The following is a 19,352-nucleotide window of genomic DNA, read 5'->3' on the forward strand; positions in this document are numbered from 1 at the left end:
TACGGCGGGCAACGGGCGCCGGCGGCCGCTCTGCCGGGCGACGGGCGACGGGGGTCGGCGGTCACTCCGCCGCCGGGCGCCCCGTGAGCGCCTGCAGGCTCTCCTGCACCTGGTCCATGTGCGCCCGCACCTCGTCCGAGCGTTCGCTGTGCTCGCGCAGCACCCGTTCCGTCTCCTGGGAGATACGGTCCTCCCGGAGGCGGGCCTCGGCGAGGATCTGGGCGGCACGCGCGCGTGCCTCCTCCTCCCGCCGCCGGTTCATCTCCTCGGCCTCGGCGAGCTCCCGCTGCGCCTGGACCACGGCCTCCTCGGCGTGCGCCACCGCGCGTTCGTGGTTCGCCTCGAACTCGGCGATCCGCTCGGCCGCTTCACGCTCCGCCGCGGCCCACAGCTCGGCATGCACCTTCTTCGGGTCGACGATCATGCCGGCGGTGCGCGACCGCACGTCGCGCAGCGCCGTGAGCTCGTCACCGCGGAACTCCTTCACCTTGCGCCGGGCGGTGACCCGGATCGCCTGCGCCTCGGCACGCGCGGCGAGCAGCCGCTTGTGGGCGTACTCCTTGGCGTCCGTACGCGTGGCCTCCGCCTGTTCCTGCGCCGACTCACGCAGGGCGGCAGCGTGCGACTCGGCCTGTGCGACCTCCTCCTGCGCCTCGCGCCGAGCGCGCTCGCGCATCTCCGTCGCCTCTTCCTGTACGAGCTCGAAGGCGCGCCGTGCGCGCTCCCCGAGGGTGTTGTACGTCTGCGGCCGGATCTCCGTGACGGCCTCGCGCAACCGCTTGGCCTCCACCACCATCTCCTTGGCGAGCACCGTGAGCCGGGTGACCCGGTCCCAGGCGGCGTCGCGTTCGGAGGAGAGCGCGGCAATGAACGTGTCGACTTCTTTGGGCCGGTAGCCGCGCCCGAGAACGGTCACGAACCCGGGCGATGACGCACGTGCGCTGCTCATGCTGCAGCCCCTCTCCACCAGACGGACGCGAAATGATGATTTCCCGCATATCTTGATGTATCGGGCTTAAGGGTTCATAACGCGACACTCCGGGCACAGGGGGCAGGCAAATCGCCGCGCGGGCCCTGCGGTACGAAAAAAGGGCCGGACCGGTCACACGACCGGCCCGGCCCTCGACACACCGGGTGTCAGCGGGGCGTACGCCTCACAGCAGCCCGTCCCACATCTGCTCCAGCAGCACCGACCACCAGCTCTCCGGCGAACCCAGCGCCGCCGGGTCCAGCGAGGCCAACTGGGCCTGGAAGTCGACGGTCCAGCGACCCGCCTGCTCCTGGTTCAGACCGAACCGCAGCCGCCACATCCGCCCCAGCAGCGCGAGGCACCGCGCGAACTCCGGCAGCCCCGTGTTCACGAACTGCGGCGGCACCGACCCACCGCCCGGCCCCGCCTCCACCGGCACCGCGACGATGTTCGCCGTGCCGTACTGCACACAGATCGCCTTGCCGAAGTCACTGCCCATGACGAGGTACGAGCCCGCGTCCGGCGCCGGCTGCACACCCCGCTCCGCCGCCAGCTCCGCCAGCGTCGGCACCGGCCGCCCCGGCTGGGCCTGCGCCCAGAAGAACGGCCCCATGTCCATCGGCAGACCCGCCGCGACCAGCGTGTGCGCCACAACCGGCGGCACACCCTGCCGCGCCACCGCGGCCTGCTCGAACCGGAAGACGCCCGGCCCGAACGCCGCACCCAGCTCCTGCGCGATCGCCTCCGGGGGAATCGGCGGGACCGGCTGCACCGGCGGCAACGGCGCCCGCACCGGCGCGGGCCGCGCGGGACCGTCGGCCACCTGGTGCAACTCGCCCTGGTGCGCCAGCAACTGCTGCATACCCTGCTGCCGGCTCGCGTGATCCGTGCCGTACGGCGCGATGCTCGTGATCCGCGCCTGCGGCCACTGCTCCCGGATCATCCGCGCGCAGTACGCACCCGGCAGCTCGCACGACTCCAGCTCGGTGTGCAGCTCCAGCACCTGGTCCGGCGGCACGTTCATCGCCCGCAGCTCGTGGAAGATCTGCCACTCCGGGTGCGGGGTGCCCGGCGCCGAACGCCGGATCACCTGCTGCTCCGACCCGTCCTGCGCCCGGTAGCGCAGCACGGCCTGGTAGCCGGGACCGACCGTCGGCTGCCCCGGGGGCTGCTGCGGATACCCGTACGCCAGCGGCTGCCCACCCACGGGCACACCCGGCGGCGGCATCGCACCCGGCGGCATGCCCTGAGGACCGCCCGGGGCCACCCCCGGAGCCATCCCGGGAGCACCGGGGGCCGCACCGGGAGCACCGGGTACGCCAGGCGCACCGGGCGCGCCGGGCACTCCGGGAGCGGGCGGCGGCGGAGGTGCGCCGGGGCCGCCCACAGCGGGCCCGGCCAGCACGGTCTGCGCATGGTGAGCGGCACCCGGGGCGCCCCCCGGAGCACCGGACACACCCGGGGCGCCCGGGACCTGCGGCGCACCCGGAACCTGCGGCGTGCCGGGGGCACCAGGAGCGTGAGGTGCACCAGGCACACCTGGGGCACCGGGAGCGCCGGGAGGCTGCGGTGCGCCCCCGGTCCCACCAGGCCCGCCCGGCCCCATCCGCCCGGGGTCGGCAAACATCGTCGCGGCATGGTGAACCCCACCGGGAGGCGCACCGCCCGGCGTGTTCGGCACACCCGGCGGGGTGGGCCCAGCGGGCGTGTTCGGCACCCCCGGGACGCCCGGAGCCTGCGGCGCGCCCCCAGGCGCACCGGCGCCACCCGGACCCGCCGGCCCCCCAGGACCCGCCGGTCCGTCCGGCCCCAGGGCCGACACCAGCTGCGTAGGCACATAGCCACCCGCCCCGGCACCGGGCGCACCCGGCCCGGGCGGCGGAGGCGTGGCGCCCGGCCGGGCACCCGGCGCTCCCGGGGCTCCCGGCGCGGACGGCGGAGGCGGCGGCGTCGCCCCACCGCGCGCCCGGCGCGGCGGCGGCGCAGCCTTGCTGGTCGCGGCGTCGGCGATGTCACCGGCGTTCGGCGCGAGCGGCCGCCCCGGCGCACCCGGCCCCTGCGGATACCCGTAGGAGGCCCCGGGAGGCCCGGCCGGCGGCACACCCTGCGGACCCCCCGCAGGAGGCGGAGTCCCCGGCCCACCCGCGGCGGCACCGGCCGCCTGCGAAGAACCGTACGACGGCGCCCCCTGCGGCGGCGGAGGAGGAGCCCCCTGCCCCGCGACGGGACCACCCGGCCCCTGCGGATACCCGTACGAAGCCCCGGCCGGCCCCTGCGGCGGCGGAACCGGCGTGTTCCCCGGCGCGCCCCCGGCACCGGCCGCGCTCGCCGCGGCGGCCGCGGACGACTCGTCCATCGCCGGGGCCACCGCCGTCGGCGGGAGCTGGCTGCCGCCCTTCATCAGCGCGGTCTTGGCGTCCGGCAACCCGGCCGGCGGCGGCGCGGGTTCGTCGGAACCGCTCAGCGGCGGCGCGAAGACCGTCGCGGGCAGCGGTACGGAACGGTCGTCCCCGGAGTCGCCGTTGGTGTCCGTCCCCGTCCAGGGCGTGGCCCCGGCAGGCACCGCCGCGACCGGGCCCCCGGGCACACCGGCCCCGGGCCCCGTCGGCACCCCGGCCTGCGTCTGGGGCAGCCCGCTCCCCGCAACACCGGCCTGCGTCCGAGGAAGCGCGGGATCGGGCGACACGCCTCCACCGGCGCCCACCGACGCACCGGCACCGGCACCGGCACCGGCACCGGCACCCACACCGGATCCCGCACCAGACCCCGAACCGGCATCAGCCCCGGACCCGGACCCCGCCCCGGCACCCGGCCTCTCCCCGACCCCCAACTTGTCCGCCGCCTCCTGCAACCACTCCGGCGGCGTCAACAAGAACGACGTCTGATTCAGATCCACCCGAGCCGCGGGCGCCGGCACCGCGTCCTGCGGCTCGGCCGGACGGCCGTACTCCTCCTCGTAACGCCGGATCACCTCACCCACCGGCAACGCGGGCCACAACGTGGCCTCCCCGCTGTCCCGGGCGATCACCAGCCGCTGCGCACCCCCGTCCGACCGAGGCCCCTCCGCACGGTCCTCCGCCCACACCACGAACCCGAGCTCGAACTCCCGCACCCGCACCTCACGATGCTGGTACGCCGGAACGTCCCCGTTGATCCACTCTTCCGCGCGCTCCTGCGCCTGCGCGAACGTCACCATCGCCAGCTCACTCCCCCGCACCGACGGACGCCACGGACACCGCACGCGCGAACCCGCCGTCCACCATCAGATTCGCCACCGTCTCCAACTCCGGCGGATTACCGGCCAGCCGGGACAGGAACACGTCGAAGTCCTCACCGCACGGCAGCAGCAACCGCTGCGTACGCTCCGCCGGCGACCACGAAGGATCCACGTCCCGCACATCGTCGTACGCGCAGAACCACACCGAACCGACCCGCTCGCCGCGCACCTTCACCGCCAGCAGCCCACCCTGCACGAACCCGACACCCAGGAAGTCCTTCGTCAGATGGTCCCGCAGACACTTGTTGACATACACGAGGTCATTCACCGCCGCCTCGTCCCGCACCGTGAAAAACGGCTGGTCCACCAGCAGCCCCAACTCCGCGTCCAGCGCCGCACCCACCGGCGCACACCCACCGGCCGCCTTCAGAAACGACCGGTACGGCCCCGGCAACCGATACCCCAGATCCTCCTCCACCCCCTGCACCTGCGACTCCGTCACCGCACCACCCGACTTCGGCAGCCCGAAATGCGCCGGACGCGTCTCCTGCAACGGCCGCGTCCCCCGCTTCGACTGATCCACCACCGCCGTCGCCAGACCACCGTGATGCCTCAACAACGCCTTCACCTCGACCGGAACCAACTCCAGCCGCCGCGAACCCACCACGTGATGCCACGTCCAGCCATGCGGAGTCGCCACCGCCGGCACCGTGTCCCACAACTCATGCCCCGAAGCCGCCAACGCCGCGTTCGCCGACACATAGTCCGTCAACCGCAACTCGTCGACACCGAAACCCTCCGGCGGCTCGGCGATCTCCGCCGCCGCCCGCGCATACGGCGAGAAGTCCGGGTAACCGTGCTCGTCCACCCGCACCCCCCTCGGATGCCGCGCGGCCCGCACCGGATCCGGAAAGTGAACGTTCTGCCCGGCATAGGCCGCGTTCGGCGGCGCAGCTTGCTGCCCGAGCCGACTCGTCGTCATGGCGGTTGCCCCCTGCGGCACTCTGGTACGACCCGCAGCGACCGGTTCCGCTTCCGGACCCGAACCACCACGCCCCGTATCGACTGTCTCCAACATCTCCGACACGCACCCACCGCGCGCATCACGGTGCCGACAGCCTATGCGGTACGACGACACGGGTCACCGGGCCTCCTCCCCAGCCCCTCCACTTCCGTGACCAGCCGTCACCCCACCCTTACGGACCGCCCAAACCCGGGCGTGTCGCACCGCCCCAGCTTCCGCACCCGCCACGCCATTTGGCACCCTGTGACGTCCGAGGGCATGCTCGGGAGGGGATGACGATCATGAACGCACTGCAAACGGGGCAGCACAACGGGCCGCAACCGGCCACAACCGGCGACCCCCGCATCGGCTGGTCCACCACCGAAACCCCCCACGCCCCCACTCTCCGTCACCGCCGCGACGGCATACTGCCCACCATCGCCGCCGCCCTCTCCGTCCGCGGCGCCACCCTCACCAGCACCGCCGCCCGCGGCGACCAACCCCCACCCCTGCACCACCTCGTCCAGGACTTCCTCGACACCCTCACCAGCGCCCAACGCGACCGCTTCACCGGCCGCTGCGCCGAAGCACTCCTCATCTCACGCCACCTCACCGCCGCCGACGCCGCCAGAAGCAGACGCGCCGCCCGCAAACCCATGACCAACGGCGAAGCCCGCAAAGCACTCAAACAAGCCAAACTCACCGCCCGCCGCATCCGCGAGGACGGCGACCCCCTCCACGGCAGCTTCGCCACACCCTGCCGCGCCTGCACCGCCCTCAGCGCCCACTTCGGCGTCCGCATCGTCGACCCGGAAGCGACCGAATAACCCGACGGCCGCACCCACCACCATCACCACCCCACGACGAACACGAACGACGCACGACGAACGAAGGCCGATGCACCCCGACCAGCGCACCTCCACCACCCGCTTCCCCGTCCCCGTCGACGCCGCCCTGCGCACCGCCGGCTGGCAACCCGGACGCTGGGACATCAAACAAGCCGAGATCTGGGCCGACACCCTCCGCGACCACACCTCACCCGCCGGCCACCGCCACGCCGTCTTCCCCGCCGCCGTCGAAGCCTGGGCCGAATTCGGCGGCCTCACCATCACCCCCACCGGCCCCGGCCGCCAAGTCGCCCCCACCCCCTTCCACCTCGACCCCCTCCACGGCCTCCACATGGCCCGCACCCTCGCCGACCTCGGCCGCGCCCTCGACACCGACGTCGCCCCCCTCGGCACCGAAACCGACACCCACTCCCTCCTCGCCATCGACGCCGAAGGCCGCACCTACGCCCTCGACCACACCGGCGACTGGTACCTCGGCCCCGACATCGACCAAGCCCTGGCCGCCCTCGTCTCCGGCATCGAACCCGTCCGCCTCACGGCCGGATAAACCCCCCACGGCCCTACGACGCCGGAATCACCGCCGACACCCGAAAACCCCCCGCCTCCGTCGGCCCCGACACGAACACCCCACCCAACGCCACCACCCGCTCCTTCATCCCCACCAGCCCATTACCCCCCGACGGCAACCCCGCCGAACCCGCCGAACCCACCTCCGGCGGCGGCTCGTTCTCCACCTGCATCGCGATCTCCGCCACCCGATGCGCCAACCTCACATGCGTCTTCGCCCCCGCCGCATGCTTGTGCACATTCGTCAACGCCTCCTGCACCACCCGGTACGCCGTCTGCTCGATCTCCCCCGCATACGACCGCACCTCCCCCTCCACCGACAGATCCACCACCATCCCCGCAGCCGCCGACTGCCCGATCAACTCCTCCAACTCCTCCAGACACGGCCCCTCCCCCGACTCCTCCGCAGCCCGCGAAGCCGCAGCCGCCGCAGCCACCCCCACCGCCACCAACGGCACCGCCGCCCGCTCCCGCACACCACCACTCCGCAGCACCCCCAGCATCTCCCGCAACTCGGTCAACGCCTGCCGCCCCATGTCACCCACCAGCGCCGCATTCCGCACCGCCTTCTCGGGATCCTTCCGCGCCACGGCCTGGAGCGCCGCCGCATGCACCACCATCAGGCTCACCCGATGCGCGACCACGTCATGCATCTCCCGCGCGATGCGCGTCCGCTCCTCGCCCCGCGCCCACTCGGCCCGCTCCTCCGCCCGCTCCGCGAGCAACTGCAACTCCCGCTCGAGACTGTCCGCCCGCTCCCGCAGACTCTCCATGAGCCGCCGCCGCGCCCCCACGTACAGGCCCAGCAGCACGGGCGGAGCGGTCAACCCCAGCGACATCACGACGGCGGCGAACGGGATGAACCAGTCCCCGAAGGTCAGACGCCCCTGATCCGTGCTCTGCCGCACCCGCACGAACGTCACGATCAACGTCCCCACCAACTGCATCCCCGCCAGCGAGCCGATGATCCGCCGGGGCATCTCCGACGCGGCCAGCGTGTACAGCCCGACGATCCCCATCAGGAACCCCATCTGGGCCGGCGTGATCGCGATCGCGACCAGCACGACAGCGATGGGCCACTGCCTCCGCACCACCAGCACGGACCCGGCGAGCAACCCGAACACGACCCCCACCGCCACCGGAATCCCCGCGTCCCGCGCGAACGGCACCCCCTCCACCGCGCACTCCACGGCGGACACGGCGGCCAGGCTCCAGTCGAACACGGCACTACGCCACCTGGGCCACCACAGCGGCCCCCTCCTTGCCGGCGTGGTCTCTTCCCCCGTCGTGGTCATGCCTCCAGCCTACGGGCGCGACCCTCACCCTTTCCGGCGACTTTCATCGACCGAAACCCGGCACTTTCCCTCGAACAGGTGAACCGTGATTGTTCGACCCCGGAACCGCCCATTCCGGCCGGACGGTATGCGTATGACACATGCACCTGGCAAGTACGCGGACTTCGAGGGGCTGCGGGAGCGGGCGGTCGCCTTGCGGCGGGCGGGACTCAGCCGACGCCAGATCCGCGACACGCTGCACGTCGACAACAACGACATCCTCAACCGCCTCCTGGAGGGCGAGCCGCCCCCTGAATGGACGAAGCGCCCGAACGCCAAGGACGACCTCAGGGACAGGGCGAGGGAGCTACGGCTCCAGGGGTGGACGTACGACCAGATCCAGGTGGAGCTGGGGTGCTCGAAGAGCTCGATCTCGCTGTGGGTGCGGGATCTGCCGAAGCCGGAGCGCAAGCGCAATTCCGCGGAGGCTTCGGCTATCGCCAGGCGAGGTTGGGAGGCCACACTGCAGCGCCGCGAGGAGGAACGCCAGCACGTCAAGGCTGTCGCCAAGCAAGCGGTCGGGGACCTGTCCGACCGGGAGGTGTTCCTAGCCGGAGTGGCCCTCTACTGGGCCGAAGGGGCCAAGGACAAGTCGTATAGCCGCCGCGAGAGGCTGCACTTCATCAACAGCGACCCGAACGTCATCAGCTTCTTCCTGCGCTGGCTCGACACACTCGGCGTGGAGCGCGAGCGCCTGCGTTTCCGGGTGAGCATCCACGAGTCGGCCAACGTGAAGGACGCCGAAGAGTTCTGGGCCGGACTGGCAGGCGTGGAGCCTTCCGCCCTCCAAAAGGCCACCATCAAGAAGCACAACCCGAAGACGAGCCGGAAGAACACCGAGGAGGCATATCGCGGCTGCCTGATCATCTACGTACTCAAGAGCGCCGACTTGTACCGTCGCATGGAGGGCGCCTGGTACGGCATAGTAGGGGCGGCGCTCGCAACTGATCCAGAAAATCGGACATAGCGAGCAAACCATCCCGGATCGTCTAAAGGTAGGACAAACGGTTTTGGTCCGTTGAATGAGGGTTCGAATCCTTCTCCGGGAGCCCACAGCACACGCACCCCGAGTTCGGGTCCTGACCTAGCAAGGTCAGGGCCCACTCTCATGTCACCCAAGAAACACCCCGGTATCCTTCGGATGTCCCCACCTCCTCCACAGCCGAAGGGCACATCCGTGAGCGCCATTCGCCCGGCAGCCGTCGTCGTTCTCGCAGCGGGTGAGGGCACCCGTATGAAGTCGGCCACACCGAAGGTCCTGCACGAGATCTGCGGCCGCAGCCTCGTCGGGCATGTGCTGGCCGCGGCCCGTGAGTTGGACCCCGAGAACCTCGTCGTGGTGGTCGGGCACGCCCGGGAGAAGGTCACCGCGCACCTCAACGAGGTCGACGCGGCCGTACGCACCGCCGTGCAGGAGGAGCAGAACGGCACCGGCCACGCCGTCCGTATCGCCCTGGAGCAGCTCGGCGGTGGCATCGACGGGACCGTGGTCGTCGTCTGCGGGGACACTCCCCTTCTGACCGGCGCCACGCTCTCCGCGCTCGCCGCGACCCACCACGCGGACGGGAACGCGGTGACCGTGCTGACCGCCGAGGTGCCGGACGCGACCGGGTACGGGCGGATCGTGCGGGACGGGACGACCGGTGCCGTGACCGCGATCGTGGAGCACAAGGACGCCTCCGACGCCCAGCGGGCGATCCGTGAGATCAACTCCGGTGTGTTCGCTTTCGACGGCGCGCTGCTCGCGGACGCGCTCAAGAAGGTGCGGACGGACAACAGCCAGGGCGAGGAGTACCTCACCGACGTGCTCGGCATCCTTCGCGAGTCCGGTCACCGTGTCGGCGCGTCCGTGGCCGCCGATCACCGTGAGATCGCCGGCATCAACAACCGGGTCCAGCTCTCCGAGGCCCGTCGCATTCTCAATGACCGGCTCCTGACCGCCGCCATGCTGTCCGGTGTGACCGTGATCGACCCGGCGACGACCTGGGTGGACGTCACGGTGACGTTCGAGCAGGACGTGACCGTCCACCCGGGGACGCAGCTGCACGGCGCCACGCATCTCGGTGAGGGCGCGGAGGTGGGTCCGAACAGCCGTCTCACGGACACGACCGTGGGTGCCGGCGCCCGGATCGACAACACGGTCTCCTACAGCTCGCTGATCGGTCCGAACGCGTCCGTGGGGCCGTACGCGTATCTCCGGCCGGGCACCCGCCTGGGCGTGAAGGGCAAGATCGGTACGTTCGTCGAGACGAAGAACTCCTCCATCGGGGAGGGGACGAAGGTCCCGCACCTCTCGTACGTCGGTGACGCGACCATCGGTGACTACACGAACATCGGTGCCGCGAGTGTGTTCGTGAACTACGACGGCGAGAGCAAGCATCACACCATCGTCGGGTCGCACTGCAAGACAGGTTCGGACAACATGTTTGTGGCTCCTGTCACGGTCGGGGACGGCGCGTACACCGCCGCCGGGTCCGTGATCACGAAGGATGTGCCGCCCGGTTCGCTGGCCGTGGCCCGTGGTCAGCAGCGGAATATCGAGGGTTGGGTGGCTCGTAAGCGTCCGGGCAGCGCGGCGGCGAAGGCTGCCGAGGCGGCCTCTCGTCAGGGCGAGAGCGAAGACTGACCGGAAACACGTGCGTCAAACACGGCGTACCGTGATAAGTGCGAACCCGCACCCCTGAGAGACCTCTGAGGAGACAGTGCTGTGACCGGGATCAAGACGACCGGCGAGAAGAAGTTGATGTTCTTCTCCGGCCGCGCCCACCCCGAGCTTGCCGAGGAGGTCGCCCACCAGCTGGGGGTCGGGGTCGTCCCGACGAAGGCCTTCGATTTCGCCAATGGTGAGATTTATGTCCGTTACCAGGAGTCGGCGCGTGGTGCGGACTGCTTCCTGATCCAGAGCCACACGGCTCCGATCAACAAGTGGATCATGGAGCAGTTGATCATGATCGATGCGCTGAAGCGGGCTTCGGCGCGTTCGATCACCGTGATCGTGCCGTTCTACGGTTATGCGCGGCAGGACAAGAAGCACCGTGGGCGTGAGCCGATCTCGGCGCGTCTGATCGCGGATCTGATGAAGACGGCGGGTGCGGACCGGATCCTGACGGTGGATCTGCACACGGATCAGATCCAGGGCTTCTTCGACGGTCCGGTGGACCATCTGTTCGCGCTGCCGCTGCTGGCGGACTACGTGGGCAGCAAGGTGGACAGCGACAAGCTGACGGTGGTGTCCCCGGACGCCGGCCGGGTGCGGGTCGCGGACCGTTGGTGCGACCGGCTGGGTGCGCCGCTGGCGATCGTGCACAAGCGGCGTGACAAGGACGTGGCGAACCAGGTGACGGTCCACGAGGTCGTGGGTGAGGTCAAGGGGCGGGTCTGTGTGCTCGTCGACGACATGATCGACACCGGTGGCACGATCTGTGCGGCCGCGGACGCGCTGTTCGCGCATGGTGCCGAGGACGTGATCGTGACGGCGACGCACGGTGTGCTGTCGGGTCCGGCGGCCGACCGTCTGAAGAACTCCAAGGTGAGCGAGTTCGTCTTCACGAACACGCTGCCGACGCCGGGTGAGCTGGAGCTGGACAAGATCACGGTTCTGTCGATCGCGCCGACGATCGCGAGCGCGGTGCGTGAGGTGTTCGAGGACGGTTCGGTGACGAGCCTGTTCGACGAGCAGTGAGTCGCTGACCGGGGCGCATGATCGCCCGCGCCCGGAGGGCGCTCAAGGTCAACTTTTCGCGGCCTCCTTCGCCGAGTAGACTTCTCGAGTTGCTCGGCGAGGGAGGCCGTACCTGTGTGTACGGCGGTCCGTTATCGACGCGCTCTTCGTAGCAGGCCGTTCGTGGCCGGGTGACCACGTCCGCTCGCGATTCCTACGAGGAGTGATCAACATGTCCGAGGTCAAGATCTCCGCCGAGACCCGTACCGAGTTCGGCAAGGGTGCGGCCCGTCGTATCCGTCGTGACAGCAAGGTTCCCGGTGTCCTGTACGGCCACGGTTCGGACCCGCTGCACCTGACTCTTCCGGGCCACGACCTGCTGCTGGCGCTGCGTACGCCGAACGTCCTGATCTCGCTGGACATCGACGGCAAGACCAACGAGCTGGCGATCCCGAAGGCCGTGCAGCGTGACGCGATCAAGGGCTTCCTGGAGCACGTCGATCTGCAGCTGGTCAAGCGGGGCGAGAAGGTCACGGTCGAGGTTCCGGTGCACGCCGAGGGCGAGCTGGCCGCGGGTGGCAACCTGCTGGAGCACGTTCTGAACGCGCTGCCGGTCGAGGCCGAGGCCACGCACATCCCCGAGGCCGTCACGGTGTCGGTGGAGGGTCTGGCGGCCGGTGCGTCGATCCTCGCCAAGGACATCACGCTGCCGAAGGGCACCACGCTGGCGGTCGACGAGGACGCGGTGGTCCTGCAGGTGCTGGCCGCGCAGGCCGAGGAGGCCCCGGAGGGCGAGGCCGCCGAGGGCGAAGAGGCCGCCGAGGCCTGAGCCGCGTAGTTTTCACAGCGGTAGATCGGCTCCAGCCGCTGCTCCCCTCGGGGGAGCAGCGGCTGTCGCGTAAGGAGAGATGGACGTGACCACCCCTGCCAACGACCCCTGGATGATCGTCGGGCTCGGTAATCCGGGGCCGGAGTACGCGGGTAACCGCCACAACGTCGGTTTCATGGTGGCCGATCTGCTGGCCGAGCGGATCGGGGGGAGGTTCAAGCGGGCGGGGAAGGCGCAGGCGCAGGTCGTGGAGGGGCGGATCGGGCCGCCGGGGCCGGGGAACCGGCGGGTGATCCTGGTGAAGCCGATGTCGTTCATGAATCTGTCGGGGGGGCCGGTGAACGCTCTGCGGGACTTCTACAAGGTGCCGGTGGCGAACATCGTGGCCGTGCATGACGAGTTGGACATCGATTATGGCGTTCTGCGGTTGAAGCTGGGGGGCGGGGACAACGGGCACAACGGGTTGAAGTCGATGACGAAGGCGTTCGGTGCGGACTATCACCGGGTGCGGTTCGGGATCGGGCGTCCTCCGGGTCGTATGCAGGTGGCCGATTTCGTGTTGAAGGACTTCGTGTCCGCCGAGCGCAAGGAGTTGGACTACTTCGTGGACCGGGCGGCGGATGCCGCGGAGTGTCTGGTGATCGAGGGGTTGGAGCGGGCGCAGAGTACGTACAACTCCTGACTTGTCACCCGTCGAGGTTGACGGGCCGTTCGGGCATGGCCAATGATCCCGGCCATGCCTGCCGCTGCAGCTTCGTCGCACCGCCGTAAGAGTGGTTCTCCCAGGGCCCGTCAGGCTTCGGCCGCCGCGTTGCGGTTCGGGCGGTTGGCGGCGATGGGGGTGGTCGCCGGGTTGATCCTTTTCGCGGGGGTGTGGGGTTCGTGGGGGACGGCGCAGCAGGTGATGCTGACGAAGGGGCGGGAGCGCGGCACGGTTGAGGTGACGCGGTGTGGTGAGGAGATGTGCTGGGGGCCGTACACGCCGTTGTCGGCGGGTTCGACGGCTCGTGCGCGGGTGGAGATCGAGAAGTCGGTGGCGGTGCGGAAGGGTCGGACGTACACGGTCGTCGTGAAGCCGGACGGTGACGAGGTGGTGCGGTCGGGGCCGGCGGGTGTGTTGTATGCGTGGGTGCCGTTGGGTGGTGCGCTGTTGTTGGCGTCGGTGGTGGTCGCGGGTGGGTTGGGGCGGCCGCGGGTGGGGTGGGTGTTGGCGGGGTCGGGGGCGGCGTTGTTGACTGCGGCTTTTGTGGCGGTCTGAGCGGGTTCGGTGCTCTGTTTTTCTGTGGCGGTTCCATGTGTTGCCTGTTCGTGATTGACCGGGGGTCAGTGTCGGAAGGAAGCTGAGCCGCCCCCTCCACATCTTCCCTTTCGTCACTCGAAGATGGATTGCCCCATGCGTACCCTCACTCGGGCCGGTGTCGTCGCCGTCGCCTCCGGCGCGGCCCTGCTGCTGGCTCCCGTCGCGCACGCGACCAATGGCGACAACGGCGACGTGAAGACCCACAACTCCGCGACCGGCGAGTACGACCAGCGCGACGAGCCGAAGGTCTGCTCGTTCTATCTGGACGCCTTCAATTTCGATGGTCCGCAGCTGGTCGACTGGCACATCGAGGCCTGGGCGAACAACGACGTCGAGAAGGGCGAGACGGTCAAGACCGGCTCGATCACGCTGGACGGGAACGGTCATGGCCGGACCCAGGACATGTCGTTGCCCGACGGCCAGTACAAGCTGTTCTGGAACTTCGACGGTGAGAAGGGGGCCGCGAAGCACAAGGTGTTCAAGGTGGACTGCGAGGACGAGGGCGGCAGCGGTTCGTCTCCGTCGGCGTCGCCCTCGGATTCCGTGTCGGCTTCGTCGTCGGCGTCCCCTTCGCCGAGTTCCTCGGTCTCGGAGTCGGTGGATCCGTCGGCTTCCGCGGGGTCGACGCCATCGTCGGGGTCCACTCCGCAGGGTGGCGGTGACGGTCTCGCCGAGACGGGCAACGGCGCCCCCGTGGGTGTTCTGTCCGCCGTCGCGGCGGTGCTGCTGGGGGCCGGCGGCTATCTGGTGGTGCGCCGGCGCCGGGCCTGATCCACGGCATGCGCAGGGGGGTGCCCCGAGCTCGTACGAGGCTCGGGGGCACCCCCCTGTGGTGTGTGCGGCCGGGGTCAGCCGGTGTTGCGCAGGCCGGCTGCCACGCCGTTGACGGTGAGGAGGAGGGCGCGGGAGAGGAGGGGGTCGGGTTCGGCGCCGGCGGCGGCCGCGTCGCGTTGCCGCTTCAGCAGCGTCACCTGGAGGTAGGAGATGGGGTCGAGGTAGGCGTCGCGGATGGTGAAGGTCTGCTTGAGGACGGGGGTGGCGTCCAGCAGTTCACGCTCGCCGGTGATCTTGAGGACTTCGGTGACGGTCAGTTCGTGTTCGGCCTTGATGCGGTCGAAGACGTGCTTGAGGTCGTCGGGGACGAGGGTGTCGACGTAGTGCTGGGCGATCCGCAGGTCGGTCTTGGCGAGGGTCATCTCGACGTTGGAGACGAAGTTGCGGAAGAAGTGCCACTGTTCGTGCATCTCGTCCAGGACGGTGTCGAGGCCGGCCTCGCGCAGGGCCTTGAGGCCGGAGCCGACGCCGTACCAGCCGGGGACGATCTGCCGGGACTGGGTCCAGCCGAACACCCAGGGGATGGCGCGCAGTCCGTCGAGGCCGGCGCCGGAGTCGGGGCGGCGCGAGGGCCGGGACCCGAGGTGGAGTTCGGCGAGCTGGTCGACGGGGGTGGAGGCGAAGAAGTACGACGGCAGGTCGGGGTCCTCGACCAGTTCGCGGTAGGCCGCGTGGGCCGCGTCCGATACGACGTCCATGGCGGCGTCCCAGCGGGCGAGGGCCTCGTCGGACTGGCGGGGGGCGGTGTGCAGGGCGGAGGCCTGGAGGGTGGCGGCGACCGTCAGTTCCAGGTTCTCGCGGGCCAGGGAGGGGATGAGGTACTTGTCGGAGATGACCTCGCCCTGTTCGGTGACCTTGATCTCGCCTTCGAGGGTGCCCCAGGGCTGGGCGAGGATCGCGTTGTGGGAGGGGCCGCCGCCGCGGCCGACGGTGCCGCCGCGGCCGTGGAAGAGGCGCAGGCGGACGCCGTAGCGGTGGGCGACGTCGCGCAGGCGGCGCTGGGCGCGGTGGATCTCCCACTGGGAGGTGGTGATGCCGCCGAACTTCGAGGAGTCCGAGTAGCCGAGCATGACCTCCTGGACGTCTCCGCGCAGCGCGACGAGGCGTCGGTAGGAGGGGTCGGAGAGCATCTCCTCCAGGATGGTGTCGGCGGCCTTGAGTTCGTCGGTGGTCTCCAGGAGGGGCACGATGCCGATCTTCGCCCAGCCGGCGTGGAGGTCGATCAGGCCGGCCTCGCGGGCCAGGATGGCGGCGGCGAAGACGTCGTCGGCGCCCTGGCACATGGAGATGATGTAGGACTCGATGACCTCGGGTCCGAAGACTTCCAGGGCGCGCTTGACGGTGAGGAAGACGCCGAGGGTCTTCTCGCCGGCGGCGTCGACGGGGGCCGGGGTGGGGGCGAGGGGGCGGCGTGAGCGCAGTTCCTTGGCGAGCAGCTTCGTACGGTATTCGCGGGGCATGTCCACGTACCGCCAGGACTCCTCGCCGAGGCGGTCGAAGAGCTGGCCGAGGGCGTGGTGGTGGGCGTCGGCGTGTTCGCGGACGTCCATGGTGGCGAGCTGGAGGCCGAAGGCGGACAGGGTGCGGATGGTGCGGTTCATGCGGCCGTCGGCGAAGAGGCCGCCGCGGTGTTCGCGCAGGGAGCTCTGGATGAGGGTGAGGTCCTGGAGCAGCTCGCTGGTGCCGAGGTAGTCGCGGCCCGTCTCGTGGGGTGTGCCCTTGGCGAGGCGCTGCTTGGTGTTCTCCAGCTTCTGCCGGATGCAGGTGGCCTTGAGGCGGTAGGGCTCCTCGGCGTTGAGGCGCTTGTAGCGGGGGCTGATCTCGGGCAGGCGTTCGAGGTCCGTCCGGAGGGACTCGAGGAGTTCCTCGGTGGCGCCGGTGTAGCGGATGGAGTTCGACAGGAAGCCGCGCAGCTCGTCGATCGTTTCCAGGGCGTCGTTGATGCCGTGTTCGTGCTGGAGGATGAGGACGTCCCAGGTGACCTGGGGGGTGACGTTGGGGTTGCCGTCGCGGTCGCCGCCGATCCAGGTGCCGAAGGTGAGGGGGCGGGTGTCCTCGGGGAGGTGGACGCCGACCCGCTCCAGTTCGGAGGTGAGGTCCTCCAGGACGTCGCCGACGGCGTTCGCGTGGAGCTCGTCGAGGTAGTAGATCGCGTTGCGGGCCTCGTCGGCGGGTTCGGGGCGTACGACGCGGAGCTCGTCGGTCTGCCAGACGAGGTCGATGTTCTCGGCGAGGCGTGTGTCGTGGCGCCGGCGGTCGGCCTCGATGACGGGGGTCTCCAGAAGCGCGGCGATGCGCCGGAGCTTGTTCAGTACCGACCGGCGCGCGGCTTCGGTGGGGTGTGCGGTGAACACGGGGCGCACGTTGAGATGGCGTACGGTCTCGCGCACGTGTTCGGGGTCGGCGTCCTTGAGGCGGTCGGCGGTGCGGGCCAGGAGGCCGCCCTCGGCTGCGCGCCGGGCGCGCAGTTCGCGGCCTCGGTGGACCTGCTCGGTGACGTTGGCGAGGTGGAAGTAGGTGGAGAAGGCGCGGACCAGCTTGGCCGCGGTCTCCAGTTCGGTGCCGCGCAGCAGCTCGGCGGCGGCCTCACCGTCCTCGCGGGTGAGGCGGCGGACCTTCTCGACCAGGTCGAGGAGCTCGGGGCCCTCCTGCCGGACGAGGGTCTCTCCGAGGAGGTCACCCAGTCGGCGGATGTCGGCGCGCAGCTCTGCACTCGTCGTCGTGGTCTGGTCGTCGGCACTGCTCACAGGTGCGGCTCCTTGCAGTGTGGAAGCTCGTCTGGGCTCGTCTGGGACGGGACCCGGGGCCGTCCTCGCGGCGGGCGCCGCATACGGGCCGGACATCCGGGAAGAAAACAGAGCGGACCGCGCTGTCCGACCGTCTCCAAGGATAGGTGCCGGGCGGGACGCGCAGACTTTCGGGCTCTTGCCGCCGAGCAGGGCACTGACATACTTACGATGCCGTAGGTTACGGAACCGTAGGAAGCTGCATAAAGCCGACTGCGCGAGGTATCCGTGACCCGGCGACCTGCCACGACCCTCGAACCCCACAGGGGACGCCCATGACCACGAGCTCCGATGTGATCGACGACGCCCCGAAGGCGAACGACGGCGCTCCGCTTCCCTCCGCGACCCTCGGTGGTGAGCAGAAGCGTTCGCTCGAGCAGATCACTCTTCTCCTCTTCATCACCGTCCCGTTCCTCGCGCTGCTGGCGGCGGTGCCGCTGGCGTGGGGGTGGGGGGTGAGCTGGCTGGACCTCGGTCTGCTGGTCTTCATGTACTACCTCGGCTGCCACGGCATCACGATCGGTTTCCACCGCTACTTCACGCACGGTTCGTTCAAGGCGAAGCGGCCGCTGAGGATCGCGCTGGCGGTGATGGGATCGCTGGCGGTGGAGGGGCCGCTGGTGCGCTGGGTGGCGGATCACCGCAAGCACCACAAGTTCTCGGACGCGGAGGGCGACCCGCATTCGCCGTGGCGGTTCGGGGAGACGGTCCCGGCGCTGATGAAGGGCCTGTGGTGGGCGCACATCGGCTGGATGTTCGACGAGGAGCAGACGCCGCAGGACAAGTACGCGCCGGATCTGATCAAGGACAGGGCGATCCGGACGATCTCGCGCCAGTTCGTCCTGTGGACGGTGGTGTCGCTGGCGCTGCCGCCGCTGGTGGGGGGTCTGGTGACGATGTCCTGGTGGGGCGCGTTCACGGCGTTCTTCTGGGGCTCGCTGGTGCGGGTGGCCCTGCTGCACCACGTGACGTGGTCGATCAACTCGATCTGTCACGCGGTGGGCAAGCGCCCCTTCAAGTCGCGGGACCGTTCGGGCAACGTGTGGTGGCTGGCGGTGCTGTCCTGCGGCGAGTCCTGGCACAACCTGCACCACGCGGACCCGACGTCGGCGCGGCACGGGGTGGAGCGGGGGCAGATCGACTCCTCGGCCCGCCTCATCCGCTGGTTCGAGGTGTTCGGGTGGGCGTACGACGTGCGCTGGCCGTCACGCTCGCGTATCGATTCGCGTCGCAACTCGGGTGAGGACGGCTCCCGGCGCCGGAAGGCGACCGCGAAGGCGGCATGATTGACGCCGTGGCGACCGACTCCAGCAGTACCTCCAGTTCGAGCAGCGAAGCGAAGCCGCGGCGCGCCCGTCGTACCCGTATGACCGGGGCCGAGCGCCGCCAGCAGCTCCTCGAGATCGGTCGCACCCTGTTCGCGACGAAGGGTTTCGAGGGCACATCGGTGGAGGAGATCGCGGCGAAGGCCGGGGTGTCCAAGCCGGTGGTGTACGAGCACTTCGGCGGCAAGGAGGGGCTGTACGCGGTGGTGGTGGACCGTGAGATGCGGCGGCTGCTGGACATGGTCACCGGTTCGCTGACCGCCGGCCATCCGCGTGAGCTGCTGGAGCAGGCGGCCTTCGCGCTGCTGGACTACATCGAGGAGTACACGGACGGCTTCCGGATCCTGGTGCGTGACTCCCCCATCCCGCAGTCGACGGGTTCCTTCGCCTCGCTGATCTCCGACATCGCCACCCAGGTGGAGGACATCCTCGGCAAGGAGTTCAAGAGCCGCGGCTTCGATCCCAAGCTGGCGCCGCTGTACGCGCAGGCCCTGGTGGGGATGGTCGCGCTGACCGGGCAGTGGTGGCTGGACGTGCGCCGTCCGAAGAAGGCGGAGGTGGCGGCGCATCTGGTGAACCTGGCGTGGCACGGGCTGGACGGGATGGAGCCGAAGCCTCGGCTGATCGGTCACCGCAAGGCGTGACACGGTGACCGGGCGCGGTGCCCGGTCACCGCGG

General features: G+C 70.1%; 16 protein-coding genes and 1 tRNA gene. 12 read left to right on the plus strand and 5 right to left on the minus strand.

Translation table 11 applies throughout. The annotated features are described in order from the left end of the window. Nucleotides 1-61: 61 nt before the first annotated feature. The 3 genes from ACIRF9_RS31570 to ACIRF9_RS31580 form a co-directional block, all read right to left on the minus strand. Nucleotides 62-949: a cellulose-binding protein gene (locus ACIRF9_RS31570; RefSeq protein ID WP_403828960.1), complete on the minus strand. Its 888-nt coding sequence runs from the start codon at nt 947-949 to the stop codon at nt 62-64. 205 nt (nt 950-1,154) lie between these two features. After that, nucleotides 1,155-4,166 (minus strand): SUKH-4 family immunity protein, encoded by a 3,012-nt coding sequence (locus ACIRF9_RS31575; RefSeq protein WP_403828963.1) that lies wholly within the window; start codon nt 4,164-4,166, stop codon nt 1,155-1,157. A gap of 7 nt (nt 4,167-4,173) precedes the next feature. After that, complete coding sequence (locus ACIRF9_RS31580; RefSeq protein ID WP_403828966.1) at nt 4,174-5,169, minus strand: SMI1/KNR4 family protein; 996 nt, start codon at nt 5,167-5,169, stop codon at nt 4,174-4,176. Nucleotides 5,170-5,483: 314 nt separating this feature from the next. Between ACIRF9_RS31580 and ACIRF9_RS31585 the strand changes: the two genes are divergently transcribed. Both ACIRF9_RS31585 and ACIRF9_RS31590 read left to right on the plus strand, forming a co-directional pair. Beyond that, complete coding sequence (locus ACIRF9_RS31585) at nt 5,484-6,017, plus strand: YwqJ-related putative deaminase (protein ID WP_403828969.1); 534 nt, start codon at nt 5,484-5,486, stop codon at nt 6,015-6,017. A gap of 70 nt (nt 6,018-6,087) precedes the next feature. Further along, a complete protein-coding gene (locus ACIRF9_RS31590) occupies nt 6,088-6,585 on the plus strand; it encodes an SUKH-3 domain-containing protein (protein WP_403828971.1) in 498 nt (165 codons plus the stop codon). Between the two features lie 13 nt (nt 6,586-6,598). On the opposite strand, the gene ACIRF9_RS31595 is transcribed toward ACIRF9_RS31590, so the two are convergent. Further along, nucleotides 6,599-7,900: a sensor histidine kinase gene (locus tag ACIRF9_RS31595; protein ID WP_403828974.1), complete on the minus strand. Its 1,302-nt coding sequence runs from the start codon at nt 7,898-7,900 to the stop codon at nt 6,599-6,601. A 133-nt stretch (nt 7,901-8,033) separates the two neighbouring features. Between ACIRF9_RS31595 and ACIRF9_RS31600 the strand changes: the two genes are divergently transcribed. From ACIRF9_RS31600 to ACIRF9_RS31635, 8 genes are all read left to right on the plus strand, one after another. Further along, nucleotides 8,034-8,906: a hypothetical protein gene (locus ACIRF9_RS31600; protein WP_403828976.1), complete on the plus strand. Its 873-nt coding sequence runs from the start codon at nt 8,034-8,036 to the stop codon at nt 8,904-8,906. Between the two features lie 11 nt (nt 8,907-8,917). After that, nucleotides 8,918-8,988: transfer RNA gene (locus ACIRF9_RS31605), tRNA-Gln, on the plus strand. 128 nt (nt 8,989-9,116) lie between these two features. Then, nucleotides 9,117-10,565: a bifunctional UDP-N-acetylglucosamine diphosphorylase/glucosamine-1-phosphate N-acetyltransferase GlmU gene (glmU, locus tag ACIRF9_RS31610; RefSeq protein ID WP_403828978.1), complete on the plus strand. Its 1,449-nt coding sequence runs from the start codon at nt 9,117-9,119 to the stop codon at nt 10,563-10,565. 81 nt (nt 10,566-10,646) lie between these two features. After that, complete coding sequence (locus ACIRF9_RS31615) at nt 10,647-11,621, plus strand: ribose-phosphate diphosphokinase (protein ID WP_403828981.1); 975 nt, start codon at nt 10,647-10,649, stop codon at nt 11,619-11,621. Between the two features lie 211 nt (nt 11,622-11,832). Further along, nucleotides 11,833-12,429, plus strand: coding sequence for a 50S ribosomal protein L25/general stress protein Ctc (locus ACIRF9_RS31620; protein ID WP_403828983.1), 597 nt, complete (start codon nt 11,833-11,835; stop codon nt 12,427-12,429). Nucleotides 12,430-12,508: 79 nt separating this feature from the next. Next, on the plus strand, nt 12,509-13,111 hold the full coding sequence (gene pth / locus ACIRF9_RS31625) for an aminoacyl-tRNA hydrolase (RefSeq protein ID WP_403828985.1): 603 nt from the start codon (nt 12,509-12,511) through the stop codon (nt 13,109-13,111). 42 nt (nt 13,112-13,153) lie between these two features. Continuing rightward, a complete protein-coding gene (locus ACIRF9_RS31630; RefSeq protein ID WP_403828989.1) occupies nt 13,154-13,687 on the plus strand; it encodes a hypothetical protein in 534 nt (177 codons plus the stop codon). Between the two features lie 135 nt (nt 13,688-13,822). Continuing rightward, on the plus strand, nt 13,823-14,500 hold the full coding sequence (locus tag ACIRF9_RS31635; RefSeq protein ID WP_403828992.1) for an LPXTG cell wall anchor domain-containing protein: 678 nt from the start codon (nt 13,823-13,825) through the stop codon (nt 14,498-14,500). A gap of 77 nt (nt 14,501-14,577) precedes the next feature. Here the strand turns inward: ACIRF9_RS31635 and ppc are convergent, their stop codons facing one another. After that, nucleotides 14,578-17,310 (minus strand): phosphoenolpyruvate carboxylase, encoded by a 2,733-nt coding sequence (gene ppc / locus ACIRF9_RS31640; RefSeq protein WP_403828995.1) that lies wholly within the window; start codon nt 17,308-17,310, stop codon nt 14,578-14,580. A gap of 314 nt (nt 17,311-17,624) precedes the next feature. On the opposite strand from ppc, the gene ACIRF9_RS31645 reads away from it, so the two are divergent. Continuing rightward, nucleotides 17,625-18,635 (plus strand): acyl-CoA desaturase, encoded by a 1,011-nt coding sequence (locus ACIRF9_RS31645; protein WP_403828998.1) that lies wholly within the window; start codon nt 17,625-17,627, stop codon nt 18,633-18,635. Beyond that, a complete protein-coding gene (locus tag ACIRF9_RS31650) occupies nt 18,632-19,318 on the plus strand; it encodes a TetR/AcrR family transcriptional regulator (RefSeq protein WP_403829001.1) in 687 nt (228 codons plus the stop codon). The genes ACIRF9_RS31645 and ACIRF9_RS31650 overlap by 4 nt, the downstream gene beginning before the upstream one ends. Nucleotides 19,319-19,352: the final 34 nt, after the last annotated feature.

This window comes from Streptomyces sp. NPDC096132 (assembly GCF_044763345.1).
Lineage (GTDB): Bacteria > Actinomycetota > Actinomycetes > Streptomycetales > Streptomycetaceae > Streptomyces.